Consider the following 20,864-nt stretch of genomic DNA (forward strand, 5'->3'; position numbering starts at 1 on the left):
GGAAATGCCGAGAAAAAGGGCGCCGAGGCGCCCTTGTCATCATGTTATGACTTAACGGATCTGCAGTATGGTCTGCTGCAGCGAGCTGTTCACTTCCAGCGAACGGGAGTTGGCCTGGAAGTTGCGCTGCGCCGTGATCAGGTTCACCAGCTGGGAGGTCAAGTCCACGTTGGATTGCTCCAGCGAGGAGGACTTGATGGTCCCGAAAGTACCCGAGTTGGGGGTACCCGGCAGGGCATCACCGGAGAGCAAGGACTGGCGCCAGGAGGTATCTCCCACCTGGGTCAACCCTTGCGAGTTGGCGAACTTGGCCATGGCAACCATGGCAACCTTGACCGTCGTCGCATTGCTATAGGTGGCAGACACTATCCCATCCGGAGTGATCTCTACCTTGGTCAGACGGCCAACGGTAGAGCCATCCTGGGTCAACTTGTTCACTTCAAACGGCGAGGAGAACTGAGTCACAGTAGCAAGCTGGATCTCGACCTGCTGAGTGGCATCAGCACCGTTGTTGATGATGCCGGCCCCCGGTGTCCCCAGTGCTATGGTCTTGATGGTGGCCGGTGTAGTCGGTGTCACCATCTTGCCATCTTTATCAAATGTAATTTGAGCGCTCAACGGGGCTGCTGGCTTACCTGTTGCCATTGTAGTCGGCACACCACCGGCAACATCTATTGGTTTGTTCCCTTCATACATATACATGCGCCAAGCGGTTGGGCTGGCCGGTTTGGTCACATCCGCCGGATCGGCTTCCTTAACAAAATATTGGGTAATAACATGAGGTGTTCCCAAGGAGTCATATATAGTAACCGACGTCGATGAGGCATAACTTTTCGGATCATTGATGGGATCAAATGTTGAAGCATCAGCGGCAGAGTTACCAGCGGCCTGCGGTGTTGAGTCAGACTTGAGGTTGAAACTGGCCTCAATTTTAGTTGTCTGCTTGGGTTCACCAGCCCGATCCGGGATCTGGATAGGCTTGGTGGCGTTGATACTCACCGCCTTCGGCGTGCCATCCACGTTGACTTCATACCCCTGCAGGTAATGGCCCTGGTTGTTGACCATGTAACTGTTTTCATTGAGCTTGAAGGCCCCGGCCCGGGTATAGGTGCGATCCAGATTGGTCAAACCGTCCGAGGTCACGAAGAAACCATTGCCCTGAATGGCAAGGTCCAGCGAGTTGTTAGTGAACTGCAGCGCCCCCTGATGGAACTGCTGCGCAACAGCCCCCGTGGCCACACCATTACCGACTTGCGTCTTGGCATTGACGAAGATCGAGTTCGCATACACATCGGCAAATTCGGCTCGCGACTCCTTGAAGCCGATCGAGTTGACGTTGGCAATGTTGTTGGCGGTGACGTTCAGATCTTTTTGTGCCGCGTTGACACCGCTCAAGGCATTGTTAAATGACATATCCAGCTCCTTAGATCGATGCTGTAGGCTTGGTCGTTGGTGGTGTGGTCTGGTTGGAATTGGTACCGGCAATCTCCAGGATATCCCCCAGAGAAATGGCCCCGAGTCCTTTCAATTTAACCAGGGTGGGAGAGGTGCCATTACCCAGGGTGACGCTTTCTACTCGCCCATAGGTCAAGGCCGAAATGCTCTCTGATTTGCCGGCCACTGTGCCGGTCGCTTTAATCTGGTACTTGCCCTCTTTGACGGGCTTGCCGTCCTTGTCGGTCCCATCCCAGCTGAAGGCCACGTTACCCTGATGTTCTCCATCAAGGGAGAAGGTCTTGACAACCTGCCCTTTTTCATCTTCCACCGTGATTTTCACGTTCGACATTGTCTTGTCGCCGACGGCAGCCACTCCGGAGATCTTGCCATCTTTTTCCAGATAGCCGGTGTTGGAGGGGATCAGTACGTTCTGGCCCACCAACGCGGAAGCCTGCAGCGCCTGGCTGGAGGTCATCAAGGTATTCAGATTGCCCATCTGGGTCGACAGACTCGTGATCCCTTCCGAGGTCGACATCGATGTCATCTGGGACAGCATCTGGGCGTTGTCCACCGGCTTGAACGGATCCTGATAAGAGAGCTGCATGGTCAGCAGCTTCAGAAACGATGCCTGATCCAGCTCTTTCTTGGGTGTCGTCGTCGTGCCAGTGGTCTGGGATGTGGTACGGCTGATGCCGTTCACATTATTGGTTGTATCCACCATCTGTGCTTACCCCTATCAGGACTTGCCAAGCTGAAGCGTCTGCTGCAGCATCTTCTTGGCAGAATCGGCAACCTGCACATTGGTCTGATAACTGCGTGAGGCGTTGATCATGTCTGCCATCTCTTCCACCATGTTGACATTGGGCTTGAAAATAAAGCCATCCTTGTCAGCCATGGGGTGGCCCGGGTTGTACTCCTTGAGCAAGGGAGCCTCGCTCTCGACAATCCCCTTCACCTCGACCCCGACGGATGCCTGCTTGTCTGACATGGCCTGATCCAGCTGAGCGGCAAAGATTGGCCGCCTGGCATGGTAAGTATTTTCCACACTGGAACTGACGCTGTCGGCGTTGGCCATGTTGCTGGCCACCGTGTTGAGTCGAACAGACTGTGCACTCATGGCCGAGCCTGCAATGTCAAAGACCTTGAACAAACTCATTACTGTTCTCCTTTCAGCGCCTTCAGCAGGCCACTGATCTTGCTATTCATAAATTCGAGGGAGGTCTGGTACTCAAGGCTGTTGCGCAAGAACTCGCTGCGCTCCTGCTGCACGTCTACCGTGTTGCCATCACCGGTGTCGGGCTGCAGAAGATTGCGGTACTGCGTCAGGCCAGGGGCATCCGACTGCAAGGCAAAGTGCTTCTCACTGGTCGTCGCCAGACCGAACCCCTGCTGATGCTGGGCCTCTTCCAGTGCCTGTGAGAAGTTGATATCCCTGGCTTTGAAACCCGGGGTATCCGCGTTGGCAATGTTGCTGGACAACACCTCTGCACGCTTGGAGCGAACGCTCAGCGCGTATTGATGAATACCAAATGCCTTGTCGAATGAAATTGCCATAGCACACCTCCTGCTTGATAAATTATTAGCAAGAGGTGTGCCAAAGGGGATTTAGGCGGGGATTATTTGACTTTGTAGACGATACCGGGATTGCAGCGGACCATTTCGAACCTGTCGGTCAGACCGGCCAGTGACTCGGAAGCCCCCAGCATCAGATAACCGCCGGGATTGAGACTGGCTGCGAACTGGTTGAGGATCTTGGACTTCACTTCCGGCGCAAAATAGATGAGTACGTTACGGCAGAAGATGATGTCGAACTTGCCGAGCAGGCTGTAGCTCTCCAGCAGGTTCAGCGGCCGGAAGGTGGTCAATTTTCTGACACGCTCCACCACCCGCATCTTGTTGTCGCCATACGCTTCGAAGAACAGCTTCTTGCGCTCCGGCGACAGGCCGCGGGCCAGCGCCAGACTGTCGTACACCCCTTCCTTGCACTGGTTGAGCATGGTGCTGGAAATGTCCGTGCCCACGATCTGCACGCCACCGGGCAAGGTGCCTGGCTTCTTGACCTGCTGCTCCAACGCCGTCATGGCGATGGAATAGGGTTCCTGGCCGGACGAGGACGCTGCCGACCATATCTTGATCGGGCGACCGCTCTTGCCGAGTTCAGGAAAGATCTTGTCCGCCAGCAACTGGAATGGGTAGGTATCCCGAAACCACAGGGTTTCGTTGGTGGTCATGGCATCAACCACTGCCATTTTCAGGTCGCGCTCACGCACACTCATCGCTCGCGTAACCAGATCAGACAGACTCTCAATACCAAACTGAGTCATCAAGGGCGAAAGCCGACTCTTGACCAGATACTGTTTGTTGTCACCCAGCACGATCCCGCTCTGTACTGCCAGAAAGTTGCTGAATTGTTTGTATAAGTCGTCCGAAAGTGTCTTCATGCAGTTTGTTCTTCTTGATTAGAGTGCGCCTTGTACGGCCTTGGCCAATTCATCCGGCTGGAATTTGGCAATGAAATTGTTCGCACCGACTTTCTGCACCATGGCCTGATTGAACACCCCACTGAGGGATGTGTGCAGAATAACATGTAAGTCCTTGAGATTGGGATTGTTGCGGATCTCGGCGGTAAAAGTATAACCGTCCATTTCCGGCATCTCGATGTCCGAGATCACCAAGGCAATCTGATCCTTGATGGGGCCATTCTTGGCCATCTCCAGCAACATATTGAGCGCCTCACGCCCATCCTTGGCCAGCACGCACTGCACGCCGATAGCCTCGAGGGCCCGTTGTACCTGCTTGCGAGCCACGGAAGAGTCATCCGCCACCAGCACGGGACGTCCCAGGGTCGGGTGATCCACGCTGGCTTCCACCAGCTCTTTGCTAACCTCGGTCGATACTGGCGAAATCTCGTTGAGGATGCGTTCAACGTCCAGGATCTCCACCAGCTCGCCATCCACCTCGGTGACCGCCGTCATGTAGTTGATGCGACCAGCCCCCTTTGGGGGTGGCAGAATGGATTCCCAGTTCATGTTGATGATGCGCTCGACCGAATGCACCAGGAAGCCCTGGATGGAACGGTTGTACTCGGAGATGATGATGAAGCACTTGGTCAGGTCCTCGATAGGACGCTTGCCCATCGCCATGCTGAGATCGATCACCGAGATGGTCTGGCCGCGAATATGGGCAACCCCGCGAATGCAGGAGTTCAGCTTGGGCATGACGGTCAAGGGGGGACATTGCAACACTTCACGCACTTTGAATACGTTGATGCCAAATCTTTGACGTCCATTGAGACGAAACAACAATAACTCCAACCGGTTTTGTCCCACCAGCTGGGTACGTTGGTTGACCGAGTCCAGAATACTGGCCATAAACACTCCCTAAAAACGCTTGGCACTAATCATGCATGCGTGTTGGCTTGCGTCAGACTATCGATGTCACTACAAACGAATTCTGAAGCAAGCATAGTTAAATATGGTGATATGCGTGAACAACTTATCGGCCTGCGAGCGAAAATGATTAGTAGACTTTTCCTCACCTTACTGCTGTTTTGCGGCATTTCTCACGCCACGGCATCCGAGGTGACCAGCTATCTGCAAGAAATGGCACAAGAGTTTGTGCTCGGCCAGCTCGATATTCCGCTCGATGCCCAGGCACAGGTACAAGCCGCCTCCATCGAGGAACGCCTGCCCCTGACCCGCTGCGAAGAGCATCTCACCATCAGTTTCCCCGCCAGGATGGAGGTGCGTCGCAACACTACCGTCTACCTCAAATGCGAGGAGGATAAACCCTGGGATCTCTATCTGCCGGTTCGGGTCAGCATACAGAAGGCCTATGTGACCGTTTCGGCGCCGGTGGCCAAGGGCGACATCCTCAGCGAAGGCATGCTGACGCTGGCCTATCAGGATCAGACGCTGATCCGTGGTGACTATCTCAGCGATCCGACCCCCCTCATAGGCGTGCGCAGCAAGCGGGAGCTCAAACCGGGTCAGCCCATACGGCTCACCCAGGTCTGCGTGGTGTGCAAAGGCGATCAGGTCACACTCAGTGCAGAAAATAGCAGCATGCAAATCAAAACCATGGCCCGAGCCTTGCAAGATGGCAGCTTCGGAGACATGATCAGACTCGTCAATATTCGTTCAGGAAAAACGGTGCAGGGAAAAGTCAGCGCGGTCGGCGCCGTGGTGGTCACCTTCTGAATGTTTTAGGTTACTTTTTTTCTAAAGTTCTGACGACCGTCACCGATAAACAGGTAAGCGAACAGCAAAGCAGACGAAGGTAAACACTATGGCTATCAACAATATCAACAACCTAGCGAACAATCGGTTGCAAAACACCGGTAGCAGCCAGGGTGCCAATACCAAACCAGCGACCTCGTCCCCCGACAACCGTGCGGCGACCGTCAAGACCGACTCCGTCTCCTTGACCAATGAGGCGCAGCAATTGCAACAGATGCAGAAAAACCTCAACTCAGCCTCTACCGGTAATGAAAGCCGGGTCGAGAGCTTGAAGAAAGCCGTGGCCAATGGTGAATATCAGGTCAACAGCGAGGCTGTGGCCAAGAAGATGTTCAGCTTTGAATCCAATCTGGACAAGCTGCTGGGATGATGGATTTACCTTCGCTGCTGCATACCCAAGACGAATACCTCTCCCAGATGCAAGGTTTGCTGGAGGAGGAATTCAACCTGCTCAGGCAGCACCAGGCACTGGCGCTGCCCGAGCTGGCAGAGCGCAAGCAGAAACTGCTTGCCGATATTGAAGTGCTGGATCAGACCCTGGCCCAGTTGCCCGAGCTGCAACAACAGCTGAATGCCTTTCCCGAGCAGATGCATCTTCTGCGTGAAAAGCTCGATGCCTGCCAGGAACAAAATGATCTCAATGGTCGCCTGCTCGAGCTCAGCATCGTCTCCAACCGCCGCCTGGCAAGCTTCCTCAGCAAGTTGCGCGATCGCAACTCATTGACCTATGACGCCAAGGGTAATACCCGCTCCGGTACCCGCTCATTCGGCATCAAGGCCTGATCTCTCTCTCTTCTTTCTCTTTCCGCTTCCAGTTTATCCTCACTGCCATCCCTGATCCGCGCCTTCGTCACACACCTTACAAGGTCAGACGCAGCAAGGCCTCGCTATCTGCACAGGCATGGATGCTCAATACCCCGTCTTCATAGCGGCCATAGGTTGCCGCCAGCTCTCCCCGTGGAAAACAGATGGATCCCGGATTCATCAGCACCAGCTCCCCTTCCCGCTGCAATACGGGCATATGGGTATGGCCGCTGATGAACAGACTGCCTGCCGGCAGCGGCACCGCTTCCGGGCGATAGAGATGACCATGGCTGACAAACCAGCGCCGGCCATCCACCAGCAACTGGTTGTAGGGGGCCATCATGGGAAAATCCAGCAGCATCTGATCCACTTCCGAGTCGCAATTGCCACGCACCGCCATGACCTGCGGCGCCAGCTGATTGAGCCGCTCGGCCACGGCGGCAGGGGCATAACCCGGCGGGACCGGGTTGCGCGGGCCGTGGTTGAGCACATCGCCGAGCAACAGGTAGTGATCCGGCTGCCAGGCGGCAAGCTGGTCAAGTACCTGCTCCAGGGCACTCAGGCTGCCGTGCAGGTCCGAAATAATGGCAATCTTCATCACACGCTCCTCACGGCTGGCTGAAATAGAGATCCTTGGTGGCGATCGCCCCCTTGAGATTCTGAACGGGCAGGCCACGCAGGGTGGGATCCACCAACCGCATCTGGTTGTAGTGATAGACGGGAATGGCAGGCATCTCGTCCATCAGCAACTGCTCGGCCTGACGGTAGAGCCCGGTCCTGACGTTACCATCCAGGGTCTCCGAGGCCTGTTGCAACAGACCGTCAAAGGCCGGATTGCAGTAGCCGCTCTCGTTCTGGGGATCCTGGCAACGGAAGCTGTTGAGCATGGACGAGGGCTCCACGTAATCCCCGAACAGGAAGGAGCGGGCCAGCATGAAGTCCCCGCTGTCTTTGGCCACCTGATAGGCGTTCCACTCCATGTTGTTGAGCGCCACCTCCACCCCCAGCGGCTTCCACATGGCCGCCACCGCCAGTGCCAGCTTCTTGTGATTCTCCGAGGTGTTGTAGGTCAGTGTCAGCTTGAGGGGATGCGCGCTGTTGTAACCTGCCTGTGCCAGCAGGGCGCTCGCCCTGGCCAGCCGGGTCGGCTGATCCTGCAAGGCCAGCGGCGAACTCAGCGCCTCATAGCTAGGCATGGTGGGCAGCAGTGACCAGGCGGCTTGTTCACCCTGGCCGCTGACCTTCTCGGTCAACAAATGGCGGTCTATGGTCATGGCCAGCGCCTGGCGCACCCGCACATCCTGCAGCTCGGGGCGACGCAGGTTGAAGGTATAGAGATAGGTGCCGAGCAGCGGCAGGCCCCAGATCCGCTCGGGGGTCGCCTCCTTGGTCTTCTGGTAATACTCCAGCGCCACCTTGTTGGTGAGCTGGATCTCGCCCGCCTCGTAACGCAGCCGCTCGGCGTGCTGGGAGGCAAGCGGCAGATAGGTGACCCGCTGGATCCGGGTGTGGGCATCGTCCCAATACTGGACGTTGCGCTCCGCCTCGATGCGCTCGTTGGGCACCCAGTTCACCAGCTTGTAGGCGCCATTGCTGACCAGCTTGCCTGGCTGGGTCCACTGCTTGCCAAACTGGTTGATGGCCTTCTCGTTGACCGGCACGAAGGGACGCTGGCTTATCAGCTGCAGGAAATAGGGCACCGGCCGCTCCAGGGTCACTTTCAGGATCTGCTCGCTCTCGGCCTCCACCCCCAGGGTATTGAGATCCAGCGCCCCTGCGTAGATGGACTGGGCATTGTTGATGCCGGTCGCCAGCAGCAGCCCGGCGGAAGGTGAGCCCTGCGCCGGATCCAGCAGTCGCCGCCAGGCATAGACAAAGTCCTGCGCGCCGAGCGGCTCGCCGTTGGACCACTTGAGCTGCGGGCGCAGGAAGAAGCGCCACACCAGCCCATCCTCGCTGGTCTCCCAGCGCTGGGCCTGGGCCGGCACTATCTTGCCCTGGCCATCTTCGCTCACCAGCCCCTCGAACAAGTCCACCAGCACGACCTCGCCCGGAAAACCGGAGCGGATCTGGGCCGGATCGAGGGATTCCGGCTCGGCACCGTTGCCCTTGACCAGGGTCTGGCGGTCCGACAACGCGGGCTCCTGGGACACAGTGGTGGCCTGCAATGAAGGGGCCATCAACAGACCCAGCAGCAAGGGAGAGAGCCAGCGACGGGCTGGCCGGGAAGCGGGGCACAAAACCATGACATAAACCTCGTTCAATTCACTTTATTTCAAGAAGGGGGAAGGCCGGCAGCGCGCCTGAATACGAATGCATGATGCTGCGCTTGTTATCCCCGAAGACGCCCCGTATTGTATCGGGCTTGCTCAAGAGATGGAGTCTTTCGGGCTATTTTTTTCTGTAGTTTTTTATGAAGTGCGAATGGCTGTCGCCGGTAACGGCCTGATGCGTCTTTCGATTTAGCTACATTTTCAGGAGTTGTTATGGGGTATGAGTGGCTGGCGCTGGCGGCGGCCAGTTTGTGGGCAGTGGCGGCCCTGATCTCCGTCAAACCGGCCCGTCACCTGGGGGCGTTTGCCTACAGTCGCTGGCGCATGTTTCTGGTCAGCCTGATGCTGGGCTCCGTCAGCCTCGCCACCGGCGGCTGGCAATCTCTCACCGAGAGCGCCCTGCCCCTGCTGGCATTGTCGGGCCTTATCGGCATCTTCGTCGGCGATACCGCCCTGTTTGCCTGCATGAACCGACTGGGCCCCAGGCGCAGCGGCCTGTTGTTCTCCTGCCATGCCCTCTTCTCCGCCCTGCTCGGCCTCTGGTTGTTTGGCGAGCAGCTCGGTGGCTGGCGACTGGTGGGGGCCTTGCTGGTGTTTGCCGGCGTCATGCTCGCCATTTTGTTCGGCCGGCGTGGCGGCAATCAGCACAACGAGTGGGAACAGGTGCGCGGGCATCTCGCCATCGGCATAGGTCTGGGTCTGACGGCCGCCTTCTGCCAAAGCCTGGGCGCCATCATCGCCAAGCCCGTGATGATGGGCGGCAGCGTGGATGCGGTGAGCGCCTCCGGCATCCGCATGGGCAGCGCCCTGTTGGCCCACTGCACCTTGCGGGCGCTGCGGGTGCCGCTGTCACTGCCGCACAACCCCATCAACCGTCAGGTGTTGGGGATGATTGGCATCAACGGCTTCCTGGCGATGGCCATGGGGATGACGCTGATCCTGGTTGCCTTGCGTCAGGGAGACGTCGGCATGGTGGCGATCCTCTCCTCCACCACCCCTGTCATTCTGCTGCCCCTGCTGTGGTGGCACTCGGGCCAGCGCCCTTCGCTGGCGGCCTGGGCGGGCGCCCTGCTGGCCACCCTGGGGACGATCATGGTGCTGGGAGCCGGGTAAGACGGCTCGACGTCAACGCAGGGGTTGGACACTCTCGTCCGAATACGCTTAGCCAATCGAGCCTGCGACCAAGTTTTGCCCATGGGTTCGATTAACCCCATGGCGCCCTAATCGACTCTTGATGGCCGGGTCGGGTGACTAGAACTGGGCGATTTCCTCGGCCGTCAGCTCGCGGTATTCGCCCGGTGCCAGCGCGTCATCCAGCACCAGTGTACCGATCTGCTCCCGATGCAGTCCCACCACCTTGTTGCCGATGGAGGCAAACATCCGCTTTACCTGATGATACTTGCCTTCATGGATGGTGAGGCGGGCCTCGCACTCACCCAGAATTTCCAGCTGGGCGGGACGGGTCTTCTCGGATTCGTTGCGCAGGAAGACACCATCGGCAAACAAGGAGATGGCATCCTGATGCACGGGGTCGGCCAGCCAGACGTGGTAGGTCTTGGCACACTCATGGCGCGGCGAGGTGATGCGGTGGGACCATTTGCCATCGTCGGTGACCAGCACCAGACCCGTGGTGTCGAGATCCAGTCGGCCAACCACGTGCAGCTTGCCCATGGCGGGTTCATCCATCAGGAAGAAGACGGTCGGGTGATCCGGGTCCTCGTTGGAGCAGACGTACCCTTCCGGTTTGTGCAGCATGAAGTAGCGATTGCGCTGATCCAGCGTCAGCGTGACGCCGTCAAATTCGACCTGGCTCTGCTCGTTGATGTGGAAAGCGGGTTGTTTGACCACTATGCCGTCCACCGTGACCTCTCCCTGCCGGATCAGCTTGCCCGCCAGGGACCGGGTCAAATCGGAACAATCGCAAAGAAATTTATCGAGCCGCATGCACAACCTCAGAGTCCATCAATAAAGGGGCGCCATTATATAGGCCGAGGCCAACAACTCCAGCACTAAGCGGTGGCGATGCAGACCATGTCGTCATGACGAAGCCCGGCGCGGGTGTTAGACTGCCTGCAGAGGGCCTAACGTTACGCATAATAATAAAGTCAGGAAGCCGTATGAAGTCGCACACTCCTCATCCCGTCATTCCCGTCAACCAGCTGCAAGCCGGCATGTATGTGATCGCCATCATCAGCCAGACAGGCGGCATGGAGATTGCCCAGATGGGGCTGGTTACCACCCGTCAGCAGATCGATGATCTGGTCCGGCGCGGTGTGCTCACGGTGCGCGTGGATCTTGCCCGCAGCAAGCTGGCCGGCATAGAGCAGATCATCTCCCCCGACCCGGCCGCCTTGTCCGCGTCATCCCAACGCCCGGCAGGCAGTGCCAACGGCGAGGGTCGTGAACTCAAGATCCGCCGTCTCTATCAGGAAGCCCGTGAGCTGCAGGGCAAGTTCATCCGTCAGCTCAAGGCGGGTGAGCCCATCGACATCACGCCGCTGGCGGCGGTGGCCGAAGAGATGGTGGACACCATGTTCACCCACGGCGATGCCATGCTCTGCCTGGCCAGGATCCGCGCCAAGGATGCCTACCTGATGGAGCACTCCATGAACGTGGCCATACTGCTGGCCAACTTCGGCCGCTATCTGGACCTGGATCGCAGCGTGCTCAAAGAGCTGACGCTGGGGGGCCTGCTGCACGATGTGGGCAAGATCATGACCCCGGACGAGGTGCTCAACAAACCGGGCAAGCTGACCGATGCAGAGTTCACCGTGATGCGCCAGCACGTGGTGCACAGTTACGACATCCTCAGCCATACCCCCGGTATCACGGCCACCATGCTGGAAGTCGCCGCCAATCACCACGAGCGGCTCGATGGCACGGGTTACCCCCGCCACCTCAAGGGAGATCAGCTCTCCCTCCATACCCGCATGAGCGGCATTGTCGACGTCTACGACGCCGTGACGGCGGATCGGGTCTACAAACAGGGAATGCAGCCGACCCAGGCATTCCGGATCCTGCTCAAGGGGGCCGACCACCATTTCGATCGGGGGCTGGTGACCAAGTTCATCAAGTGCATGGGGGTCTATCCAGTGGGAACTCTGGTTCAACTCTCCAACCAGCGGCTGGCCATCGTCATGCAGCGCAATCCTCATGAGCCGCTCAAGCCGGTGGTGAAGGTGATCTATCACGCCACCCAGCGCCACTACCTCGAGGTGCAGTGGCTGGATCTGGCGAAGTCGGGAGTACAGGAGAGCATAGAAAGCACGGTCGATCCCAAGGAGTTCGGCATCAGCCTCGCCAACTTCGTCTAGTTGGTGCTCCCCTGCCGGGACCGTTCGACACAATGCTGGATGAGAAACTCCTCATCCAGCGGTGACAGGTCAAAACGGATGCAGGCCTCTTCGATGGCCCGGATGTCGTGTTGATGGTGCTCGCTGAGCCAGCGCACGGCGCGGCGCAGATCTTCACCATGGGGCAGCAGGGTATGGTCGCTCATGAGGCACCTCCGGTAAGCCATCGACATCAGCCCGTCACACCGGGTTGTCTCTTATAGCTTAGTCCGCCCGCCGCCCCTCCTCTAGGCTCCCTCAATCCGGCCGCTGACCTCAGGCAAAGGCCCGCTGCCAATCCTGATCAAACTTCGCCAATGCCGCATCCACCGCAGGTACCTTCAGCAACTGCTCGGCCACGTCGAGCGGCAGCGTGATGGACTGGCAACCGGCCAGCAGGCAGTCAAGCGCCTGGCGCGGGGTACGGAAGGAGGCCGCCAGCACCTTGCTGTTCGGCGCATGCAGCGCCAGCAGCTGTTGCAATTCCTGCACCGTGGCTATGCCATCGCCACCCTGAGCATCCAGCCGGTTGACATAAGGGGCGACATATTCAGCGCCAGCCACAGCCGCCAGCCAACCCTGCAGCGGGGTGTAGACAGCCGTGCCCAGAGTCGGCACGCCGTTGGCGGTCAGGCTCTTGATCGCCGCCAGCCCCTCCTCACATACCGGGATCTTGATCACCAGATCCGGGTCCAGCTCACGCAGGGCGAACGCCTCGCGCACCATCTCTGTCTCGGTTTTGGCCATCACCTGGGCAAACAGTCGCGCCTTGGGGCCCAGCACGTCACGCAGGGCGGGCAGCAGCGCCTTGAGCGGCAATCCCCCGGCGGCAGTAATGGAAGGATTGGTGGTCACACCGGCCAACGGCAGGATCCGTGACCAGCGACGCACTGCCGCCACATCGGCGGTATCGAGATACAGCTCCATCTCTAACTCCTTAACGGGATGTTCAATATGTCGCCATTCTAGCGACAAAACATCTGCGAATTGCTTGATCGAAATCAAATCAACTTTCGAATGAAAGTAAATAGAATGAAAAAACAAAAGGAGGCGGTATGATTTTCGACCTGCAACGATATTCAACTCACGATGGCCCCGGCATTCGCACCCTGGTGTTTCTCAAGGGGTGCTCGCTGGCCTGTCTGTGGTGTCAAAACCCGGAAAGCCGCTCTCCCAAGCCGGACATACTACTCGACCGGCGCCAGTGCATCGAGGGATGCCGGCTCTGCAGCCAGACCTGTCCGGCAATCTTGCGTGACAGCGAGGGCATCCAGCTCACCCGTTCAGCCCTCAATGCCGAGGACATGGAACGGCTGCGCGGCCTCTGCCCGAGCGAAGCGCTGCAGGTGTGTGGCCGGGATGAAACGCTGGACACCCTGATGGACACCATACTGCGGGATCGCCCCTTCTTCGAGCGCAGCGGCGGTGGCGTCACCCTCTCCGGTGGCGAGCCTTTTATGCAGCCCGACTTTGCCGCCGCCCTGCTGGCCCGCTGCAAGGCACAAGGGCTGCACACTGCGGTCGAGAGCTGCCTGCATGTGCCCTGGCATCAGATTGAGCCAAGCCTCCCTTATCTGGATCTGGTGCTGGCGGATCTCAAACACGTGGATAAAGCGCGTTTCTTCAACTGGACCCGCGGCAAGGTGGAGTTGCCCATCGCTAACCTCAAACGCCTCGCCGAGCGCGGCGTGCCCATGCAGATCCGGGTGCCGCTCATTCCCGGCTTCAATGCCGACCGCGAATCCATCGAAGCCATCACCGATACCGCCGCCAGCTTCGGCACTGTGCAGGAGATCCACTTCCTCCCCTACCACACTCTGGGGATGGGCAAATATGCCCTGCTGGATCTGCCCTATCTGGCGCCGGACACACAGCTCGACGACCCCGATTTACTCAGCTTTGCCCACGCATACGCCCAACGTCAGGGACTGACCCCTGTGACCAGAGGATAAGATCATGACCCAGCTCGACCTCAATAGCCTCAGCCTGCGGATCCGCGCCCACAAAGAGAGCCTGATCCACATCGTTCAGCCGCCGGTCTGCACCGAGCGAGCCCGCCACTACACGCAAGCCTATCAGGCTCACCTCGCCCGGCCGCTGCCGGTGCGCCGCGCCCTGGCGCTGGCTCATCACCTCAAGGAACGCACCATCTGGATCAAGCACGAGGAGCTCATCGTCGGCAATCAGGCCAGTCAGGTGCGGGCGGCGCCGCTCTTCCCCGAATACACTGTGAGCTGGATTGAGAAGGAGATCGACGAGCTGGCAGACAGACCCGGCGCCGGTTTTGCGGTGAGCGAAACCGACAAGGAGATCATCCACGCCCTCACCCCCTTCTGGCGCGGCCAGACGGTGCAGGATCGCTGCTTCGGCCTCTTTACCGACGAGCAGAAAGCACTGCTGGAGAGCGGCATCATCAAGGCCGAGGGCAACATGACCTCGGGGGATGCCCACCTCGCGGTCAACTACGACGAGTTGCTCACGCTGGGTCTCGATGACTTCAAGGCCAAGGTGGCCGAGCGGCGCAGTCGGCTGGATCTGGCGGATTGGGCCGATCTGCAGCGCGAGCAGTTTCTGCATGCCGTCGCCATCACCCTGGAGGCGGTCAGCGATCATATCGGGCGCTACGCTACTCTTGCCCGTGACATGGCCACGATAGAGCCGGGCCCCGAGCGCCGAAGCGAGCTTGAAACCATGGCGCTGAACTGCGCCCACATAGCCCACCAGCCCCCCGAGACTTTCTGGCAGGCGCTGCAGCTCTGCTACTTCATCCAGCTCATCCTGCAGATCGAATCCAACGGCCACTCGGTGTCGTTTGGCCGGATGGATCAATACCTCTACCCCTGGTATCGCCGCGAGGTGGAACTGTCAGGATCCCTGTCACGCCCCCGCGCCATCGAACTGCTGCAAGGGTGCTGGCTGAAGTTGCTGGAGGTGAACAAGATCCGCTCAGGCACCCACTCCAAGGCCTCCGCCGGCAGCCCCCTCTACCAGAACGTCACCATAGGCGGCCAGAACTGGCGCGATGGGAAAGCCCACGACGCAGTCAACGGTCTCTCTTACGCGATTCTGGAGTCCTGCGGCCAGCTGCGCTCTACCCAGCCCAACCTCTCGGTGCGCTACCACGCACGAATGAGCGAGGATTTCCTCGACGCCTGCATTCAGGTGATCCGCTGCGGCTTTGGCATGCCCGCCTTCAACAACGACGAGGTGGTGATCCCCGAGTTCATCAAGCTCGGGGTGAGCGTGGAGGATGCCCACCACTACGCCGCCATCGGCTGCATCGAGACCGCAGTGCCCGGCAAGTGGGGCTACCGCTGCACCGGCATGAGCTTCATCAACTTCGCCCGCATCCTGCTGGCGGCCCTCGATGGCGGCCGCGATGCCACCACAGGCAAGGTATTCCTGCCCCAATCCCAGTCGCTGCGGGAAGGAACCTTTGGCCACTTTGACGAGGTGATGGCCCGCTGGGACGAGCAGGTGCGCTACTTCACCCGCAAGTCCATCGAGATCGACTGCGTGGTCGACAGCGTGCTGGAGGCGCAGGCCCACGACATCCTTTGCAGCACGCTAGTGGATGACTGCATCGAGCGCGGCAAGACCATCAAGGAGGGGGGCGCCGTCTATGACTGGGTCTCCGGCCTGCAGGTGGGGATAGCCAACCTGGGCAACAGCCTGGCAGCCCTTAAAAAATTGGTGTTCGAGCAGGGCGTGGTGGATCAGCGCGAGCTGGCTGCCGCGCTGGAGCAGGACTTTGCAGGACTGGCAGGAGAGCAGCTGCGCCAGAGCCTCACCCATGCGGCCCCCAAATATGGCAACGATCTGGACGAGGTGGACATGCTGCTGGTGCAGGCCTACCAGAGCTACATCGACGAGCTGAAGGGATTGCACAACACCCGCTTCGGCCGTGGCCCCATCGGCGGCACCTACTATGCAGGCACCTCCTCCATCTCGGCCAACGTGCCGTTTGGTGCGGCCACCCTGGCCACCCCGGATGGCCGCCACGCCCGCACCCCGCTGGCGGAAGGGGCCAGTCCCTCCTCGGGCTCGGATCGCCTCGGGCCCACGGCGGTATTCAACTCCATCGGCAAGCTGCCCACGGCGGCCATTCTCGGTGGCGTGCTGCTCAACCAGAAGCTGAGTCCGGCCAGCCTTGAAAACGAGCGGGACAAAACCAAGCTGATGAGCCTGCTGCGCACCTTCTTCGAGGTGCACAAGGGGTGGCACGTGCAGTACAACATAGTCTCGCGGGAGACACTGCTGGCGGCCAAGGCCCATCCGGATCAGTACCGGGACCTGGTGGTGCGGGTGGCGGGCTATTCGGCCTTCTTCACCGCCTTATCCCCGGATGCGCAAGATGATATCATCGCCCGCACCGAGCACAGTCTCTGACGGGGCCCTCTCCATGGCGCCTGTGACGTCATATGATTGGCAAGCCACCCCACGGGTGGCTTGCCGCTATCCACCACCTTGCATGCGAGCGCACCATGAATCCACGCCACCAACTGATCCTCACTCTGGTCCATCAGGCTCGCAAGATGAGCGTGGCCGAGCTGTCCCGCCACACGGGGGTGTCAGAGGTAACGGTGCGCAACGATCTCACAGCGCTGGAGAAACAGGGGTTGCTCAAGCGGGTGCACGGCTCGGCCATGGCGCTGGAGACCGATGATCCGGATGCCCGGATGAACATCAACTACCTGCTCAAGGAGCGCCTCGCCGAGCGGGCCGCCCAGCTGGTGGAAGACGGCGAGACTGTCTTTATCGAAGGGGGCAGCGCCAACGCCATGCTGGCCCGCCACCTGGCCCTGCACAAACGGGTCACCATCATCACCATCAGCAGCTATATCGCCCATCTGCTCAAGGACACGCCGGCCCAGGTGGTACTGCTCGGCGGTCTGTTCCAGCACCAGAGCGAGAGCGTGGTGGGGCCGCTGACGCGCCTCTGTATCGAGCAGGTGCACTTCTCCAAGGCCTTCATCGGGGTCGATGGTTTTCACCCCGAGGTGGGCTTTACCAGCCGCGACATGATGCGGGCCGACGTGGTCAACAGCGTGCTGGCCAAGGGGATGACCAATGTGGTCATCACCGACAGCAGCAAGTTTGGCGCCATCCACCCCAGCCAGCTTGGCACACCGGGTCAGATCGGCGTGCTGGTCACCGACGATGCCCTGCCCGCCCCCATGCTGGCTGCCATCGCGGCTCGCGGCATAACCCTGCATTGCGTCACCGCCTGAACCTGTCATTGCGGCTCGCAGCCTAAAGCCATGCCCCGCCTGGCGGCTTGACGCCAGCCACCCTCTCAAGGGTATGCTCGTCCCCTTGCCGATCCGCCCGCGCAATGCGGATCGCCATTCCTCTGATGACAAGGAAGCTGAATGCAAACCAAGGATAAGTGTCTGGCCGCCCTGGTCATCCTCTGCTGGGGACTCAACTTCGTGGCGATCAAGTGGGGGCTGGAGGGGATACCACCGCTGCTGCTGGGGGCGCTGCGCTTCGTAGGCGTGGTCTTTCCCGCCATCTTGCTGGTGCCAAGACCCGCCATGCCCTGGCGCTGGCTGCTGGCCTATGGCGGCGCCATCAGCCTGGGTCAGTTTGCCTTCCTCTTTTGCGCCATGAAGTTCGGCATGCCCGCAGGCATGGCCTCGCTGGTACTGCAATCCCAGGTGGTGTTCACCCTGCTGTTCGCCATGCTCTGGCTGGGGGAGCGCTGGCAGCCCCACCACTGGGTGGCGCTGCCGCTGGCGGGGGCAGGCCTCTATCTCATCGCCACCCATGGCGAGGGTAACCTGACCCTGATCGGCTTCGTGCTGACGCTGTGCGCGGCCGCCTGCTGGGGCCTTGGCAACGTCATCAACCGCCAGATTGGGCTGCGTTATCAAACACCATTACCGAGCCTTATCGCCTGGGGCGGTCTGGTGCCCATAGCGCCCTTCTTCGCGCTCTCCTGGTTGTTCGAAGGGCCGGCGCTGATTGCCAGCAGCCTGCTCAACTTCAGCTGGCAGGGGCTCTTGTGTGTGCTCTATCTCTCCTTTGTCGCCACCTGGCTGGGTTACGGCCTGTGGGGGCGGCTGCTGATGCGCTATCCGGTGGCGCAGGTGGCGCCGCTCTCCCTGCTGGTGCCCTGTGTCGGCATGGTGGCGGCTGCCCTGCTGCTCGACGAACACCCGACCCCCTTGCAGTGGCTGGGCTCCGGCCTGGTGCTGCTCGGCTTCGTGGTCCATCTGCTGGGTGGCCGGCTGCGCTGGTTCAAGCAAGAGACGGCACCTTGATGGTCACCCGGTTATTTTCCGCCCGCCATTGACCCGGCTGGGGAAAATTTCCATCATGAGCCAGTCCCCATCGGGACTGGCGTCACCAGAGCGTGACCTGCAGGAAGCAGACCATCAGGAGAGAGCATGGATATGCCATCGACAGCCTCAGCCGGGGTGAGCCCGGTCCCATCCCTTATTCGTACTGCCGCCATCACCCTGATCCTGTGCTGGAGCCCGCTTGGCTGGAGCGCCAGCCTGCCTGCGGATCTCAAGTGGGAGAGCAACAACGCGGATCCTGTCTACGCCGATCCGGCCGCCAAACGGGGCGGCACCTTCCACACCTTTATGACCAGCTTTCCCCTGACCCTGCGCAAATTCGGCCCCGACTCCAACGGCGGATTTGCCGGTTATGTCAGGGAGACCAACCTGCCGCTGCTGAGCACCCATCCAGTCACTGGCAACCCCATGCCCATGCTGGCAAACGAGTGGGCCTTCGGTGCCGACAACAAGACGCTCTACTTTCGCATCAACCCCAAGGCGCGCTGGTCGGATGGCCAGCCCGTCACCGCCGGTGACTGGGTGTTTACCCTCAAGATGATGCGCAGCAAGGAGATAAGCGACCCCTGGTACAACAACTACTACAGCACCCAGATAACCGACGTGACCCGCTTCGATGACCGCACCCTGGCCATCACCAGCGGCAGCGAGAAGAGCCGCCAGGATCTGCTGGAATCCTTGCCGTTCAGCCCTGAGCCGAGCCACGCCATCAAGCTCACCGCCAACTGGGTCAAGGAGTACAACTGGAAGATATTGCCGGTCACGGGCCCCTATCAGCTCGGCGAGGTGAAGAAGGGCAAGTCGGTCAGCTTGGTGCGGATCCAGGATTGGTGGGGCAACGATGAACGCTACCTCCAGCACCGCTTCAATCCGGACAAGATAGAAATCAAGGTACTGCGGGATCAGAACATCGCCTGGCAGCATTTCTTGCGCGGCGAGCTGGATACCTTCCCGCTGGTCATGCCCAACTGGTGGCACGACAAGACCAAAACCGCCGAGTTCGAGAAGGGTTATATCGAGCGGCGCTGGTTCTACAACCAGACCCCCCAATCCCCCATGGGACTCTATCTCAACACAGCCGACCCGCTGCTGAAGGATATCAATGTGCGGCTCGGCATCCAGCATGCCCTCAACCTCGACAAGATGCTCGCCACCCTGTTGCGAGGGGATTACCAGCGCCTCAACAGCTATGGATCTGGCCAGGGCGCCTTCACCAACACTGAGCTCAAGGCTCGCCCGTTCGATCCCCAACTTGCGCGCAACTACTTCGCCAAGGCCGGTTTCACCAACGCAGGACCGGACGGCACCCTGCAAAACGAGCGGGGGCAGCCGCTGACCCTGAGCATCACCTACACCATTGCGGAGCATGCCCAACGCCTCACCCTGCTGCGAGAAGAGGCCAAGAAGGCGGGGCTCAATCTCGAACTCAACCTGATGGATGCCTCGGCCGGCTTCAAGTCCATGCTGGAGAAGAAGCACCAGAGTGCCTGGATGGGCTGGAGCTCCGGCCGCTATCCCGCCTATTGGGAGCATTTTCACAAGGTCAATGCCAACAAGCCCCAGACCAACAACATCATGAACATAGATGACGGGGCCATCACGGCACTGGTGGAGCAGTACGACAAGGAGTTCGATTTTGCCAAAAAGGCGGCCCTGTCACGGCAGATCCAGCAGCGGCTCTATGAGCTGGCCAGCTTCGTGCCCGCCTATCAGGTGCCCTATACCCGGGAAGGGGCCTGGCGCTGGATAAAACTGCCCAAGGTGCCGGCGCCCCCCAAGAGCGAGCTGCTCTACTGGCCCCTCGATGGCGGAAATAGCGGCTACAGCTATGGCGGCCAGTTCTGGATTGACGAGCAGGCGAAGGCAGAAACCAGGGCGGCCATCGAGAGCGGCAAGACCTTCCCCGCCGTCACCCTGACAGACACAAGCTACCAGCAGCGCTGAGGCGGCTCGCCCTGTCATGGCCTAGTCCCCAAAAGGACACAGCCCATCGGGGCCGAAAACAAAAGACCCCGCACGTTGGCGGGGTCTTTTTATTGCAACCAGGGTCGCAAAGGAAGCTCAGGAGCGATCAGGCGCGCTTGGCCTGCTTCTCGGCAATGGCGTCGGCCACGTCGGCCGGCTCCAGCACTATGCCTTCCTGATCCGGGGTCGGGAACACGGCAACACACAGCTCGTCCTGCTCCATGCCGTCGACCCAGCGCTCCAACCACACCTTGAGGGTGATGGATTGCGGCTTGCACTCGGCCCACTCACCCTCGGCCCACGCCTGGGCGTACTCGGGGTGCGGCCATACCGGGATGCAATCTTCATCGTCTGTGGTCAGCATCATGACGCCGTGCTCGTCGGTCAGGACGAACAGCTCTTCGTGCTCGACCAGCTTGCTGATGAAGTGCTCGTAGCGGTAGTCGGCGTTCAGTTGCAGCGCAGCATTGCGCTCGGTTTCGCTCAATTCATAGCTCATTGGCCAAGTCT

22 protein-coding genes are annotated in these 20,864 nt (G+C 59.8%); 10 read left to right on the forward strand and 12 right to left on the reverse strand.

All coding sequences use genetic code 11. The annotated features are described in order from the left end of the window. Positions 1 to 51: 51 nt before the first annotated feature. The 6 genes from flgE to AACW87_RS00480 all read right to left on the reverse strand — a co-directional run bounded on the left by flgE (position 52) and on the right by AACW87_RS00480 (position 4,808). The gene (flgE, locus tag AACW87_RS00455) at positions 52 to 1,413 is read right to left on the reverse strand and encodes a flagellar hook protein FlgE (RefSeq protein WP_103471197.1); all 1,362 of its coding nucleotides are present in this window, start codon (positions 1,411 to 1,413) and stop codon (positions 52 to 54) included. 10 nt (positions 1,414 to 1,423) lie between these two features. After that, entirely contained in the window at positions 1,424 to 2,158 is a 735-nt protein-coding gene (locus AACW87_RS00460; RefSeq protein WP_241279812.1) for a flagellar hook assembly protein FlgD, read from the reverse strand. Between the two features lie 15 nt (positions 2,159 to 2,173). Further along, positions 2,174 to 2,593, reverse strand: coding sequence for a flagellar basal body rod protein FlgC (flgC, locus tag AACW87_RS00465; RefSeq protein WP_042870559.1), 420 nt, complete (start codon positions 2,591 to 2,593; stop codon positions 2,174 to 2,176). Beyond that, on the reverse strand, positions 2,593 to 2,991 hold the full coding sequence (flgB, locus tag AACW87_RS00470) for a flagellar basal body rod protein FlgB (protein ID WP_241326274.1): 399 nt from the start codon (positions 2,989 to 2,991) through the stop codon (positions 2,593 to 2,595). The genes flgC and flgB overlap by 1 nt, the downstream gene beginning before the upstream one ends. 62 nt (positions 2,992 to 3,053) lie before the next feature. After that, positions 3,054 to 3,878, reverse strand: a complete 825-nt coding sequence (locus AACW87_RS00475) for a CheR family methyltransferase (protein ID WP_241326275.1) — start codon at positions 3,876 to 3,878, stop codon at positions 3,054 to 3,056. A gap of 18 nt (positions 3,879 to 3,896) precedes the next feature. Next, positions 3,897 to 4,808 (reverse strand): chemotaxis protein CheV, encoded by a 912-nt coding sequence (locus tag AACW87_RS00480; RefSeq protein WP_043137541.1) that lies wholly within the window; start codon positions 4,806 to 4,808, stop codon positions 3,897 to 3,899. Positions 4,809 to 5,030: 222 nt separating this feature from the next. Here AACW87_RS00480 and flgA point away from each other — a divergent pair, with 222 nt between their 5' ends. The 3 genes from flgA (at position 5,031) to AACW87_RS00495 (ending at position 6,458) form a co-directional block, all read left to right on the forward strand. Beyond that, positions 5,031 to 5,636, forward strand: coding sequence for a flagellar basal body P-ring formation chaperone FlgA (gene flgA / locus AACW87_RS00485; RefSeq protein WP_277604425.1), 606 nt, complete (start codon positions 5,031 to 5,033; stop codon positions 5,634 to 5,636). An 88-nt stretch (positions 5,637 to 5,724) separates the two neighbouring features. Beyond that, positions 5,725 to 6,045: a flagellar biosynthesis anti-sigma factor FlgM gene (flgM, locus tag AACW87_RS00490; protein WP_042870570.1), complete on the forward strand. Its 321-nt coding sequence runs from the start codon at positions 5,725 to 5,727 to the stop codon at positions 6,043 to 6,045. Further along, positions 6,042 to 6,458, forward strand: coding sequence for a flagella synthesis protein FlgN (locus tag AACW87_RS00495; RefSeq protein WP_043137544.1), 417 nt, complete (start codon positions 6,042 to 6,044; stop codon positions 6,456 to 6,458). Before flgM ends, AACW87_RS00495 begins: the two co-directional genes overlap by 4 nt. Before the next feature lie 76 nt (positions 6,459 to 6,534). Here the strand turns inward: AACW87_RS00495 and yfcE are convergent, their stop codons facing one another. Continuing rightward, positions 6,535 to 7,077 (reverse strand): phosphodiesterase, encoded by a 543-nt coding sequence (yfcE, locus tag AACW87_RS00500; protein WP_241326276.1) that lies wholly within the window; start codon positions 7,075 to 7,077, stop codon positions 6,535 to 6,537. Positions 7,078 to 7,087: 10 nt separating this feature from the next. Further along, entirely contained in the window at positions 7,088 to 8,725 is a 1,638-nt protein-coding gene (locus AACW87_RS00505) for a peptide ABC transporter substrate-binding protein (protein ID WP_241326277.1), read from the reverse strand. Between the two features lie 240 nt (positions 8,726 to 8,965). Between AACW87_RS00505 and AACW87_RS00510 the strand changes: the two genes are divergently transcribed. Continuing rightward, complete coding sequence (locus AACW87_RS00510; RefSeq protein WP_241326278.1) at positions 8,966 to 9,865, forward strand: DMT family transporter; 900 nt, start codon at positions 8,966 to 8,968, stop codon at positions 9,863 to 9,865. Between the two features lie 138 nt (positions 9,866 to 10,003). Here the strand turns inward: AACW87_RS00510 and rsuA are convergent, their stop codons facing one another. After that, the gene (gene rsuA, locus AACW87_RS00515; protein WP_043137550.1) at positions 10,004 to 10,696 is read right to left on the reverse strand and encodes a 16S rRNA pseudouridine(516) synthase RsuA; all 693 of its coding nucleotides are present in this window, start codon (positions 10,694 to 10,696) and stop codon (positions 10,004 to 10,006) included. A 173-nt stretch (positions 10,697 to 10,869) separates the two neighbouring features. On the opposite strand from rsuA, the gene AACW87_RS00520 reads away from it, so the two are divergent. After that, the gene (locus tag AACW87_RS00520) at positions 10,870 to 12,066 is read left to right on the forward strand and encodes an HD-GYP domain-containing protein (protein WP_098983477.1); all 1,197 of its coding nucleotides are present in this window, start codon (positions 10,870 to 10,872) and stop codon (positions 12,064 to 12,066) included. Here the strand turns inward: AACW87_RS00520 and AACW87_RS00525 are convergent. Both AACW87_RS00525 and fsa read right to left on the reverse strand, forming a co-directional pair. Continuing rightward, positions 12,063 to 12,251, reverse strand: coding sequence for a hypothetical protein (locus tag AACW87_RS00525; protein ID WP_241326279.1), 189 nt, complete (start codon positions 12,249 to 12,251; stop codon positions 12,063 to 12,065). The two genes, AACW87_RS00520 and AACW87_RS00525, sit on opposite strands and share 4 nt — an antisense overlap. A gap of 109 nt (positions 12,252 to 12,360) precedes the next feature. After that, complete coding sequence (fsa, locus tag AACW87_RS00530; RefSeq protein ID WP_043137560.1) at positions 12,361 to 13,011, reverse strand: fructose-6-phosphate aldolase; 651 nt, start codon at positions 13,009 to 13,011, stop codon at positions 12,361 to 12,363. A gap of 128 nt (positions 13,012 to 13,139) precedes the next feature. Here fsa and AACW87_RS00535 point away from each other — a divergent pair, with 128 nt between their 5' ends. From AACW87_RS00535 to AACW87_RS00555, 5 genes are all read left to right on the forward strand, one after another. Next, the gene (locus tag AACW87_RS00535; RefSeq protein ID WP_241326280.1) at positions 13,140 to 14,036 is read left to right on the forward strand and encodes a glycyl-radical enzyme activating protein; all 897 of its coding nucleotides are present in this window, start codon (positions 13,140 to 13,142) and stop codon (positions 14,034 to 14,036) included. A gap of 4 nt (positions 14,037 to 14,040) precedes the next feature. Then, positions 14,041 to 16,473 (forward strand): formate C-acetyltransferase/glycerol dehydratase family glycyl radical enzyme, encoded by a 2,433-nt coding sequence (locus tag AACW87_RS00540; protein WP_241326281.1) that lies wholly within the window; start codon positions 14,041 to 14,043, stop codon positions 16,471 to 16,473. A 95-nt stretch (positions 16,474 to 16,568) separates the two neighbouring features. After that, positions 16,569 to 17,315 (forward strand): DeoR/GlpR family DNA-binding transcription regulator, encoded by a 747-nt coding sequence (locus AACW87_RS00545; RefSeq protein WP_241326282.1) that lies wholly within the window; start codon positions 16,569 to 16,571, stop codon positions 17,313 to 17,315. A gap of 141 nt (positions 17,316 to 17,456) precedes the next feature. Then, positions 17,457 to 18,350 carry an EamA family transporter gene (locus AACW87_RS00550; RefSeq protein WP_241326283.1) on the forward strand — a complete coding sequence of 298 codons (894 nt, stop codon included), beginning with the start codon at positions 17,457 to 17,459 and terminating at the stop codon, positions 18,348 to 18,350. A 132-nt stretch (positions 18,351 to 18,482) separates the two neighbouring features. After that, positions 18,483 to 20,333, forward strand: coding sequence for an extracellular solute-binding protein (locus tag AACW87_RS00555; RefSeq protein WP_241326324.1), 1,851 nt, complete (start codon positions 18,483 to 18,485; stop codon positions 20,331 to 20,333). A 127-nt stretch (positions 20,334 to 20,460) separates the two neighbouring features. On the opposite strand, the gene AACW87_RS00560 is transcribed toward AACW87_RS00555, so the two are convergent. Next, positions 20,461 to 20,853: a DUF2750 domain-containing protein gene (locus tag AACW87_RS00560; protein ID WP_042036410.1), complete on the reverse strand. Its 393-nt coding sequence runs from the start codon at positions 20,851 to 20,853 to the stop codon at positions 20,461 to 20,463. Positions 20,854 to 20,864 lie beyond the last annotated feature (11 nt).

The sequence above is a fragment of the Aeromonas sp. MR7 genome (genome assembly GCF_963899385.1).
In the GTDB taxonomy this organism is placed as follows: Bacteria; Pseudomonadota; Gammaproteobacteria; order Enterobacterales; family Aeromonadaceae; genus Aeromonas; species Aeromonas bestiarum.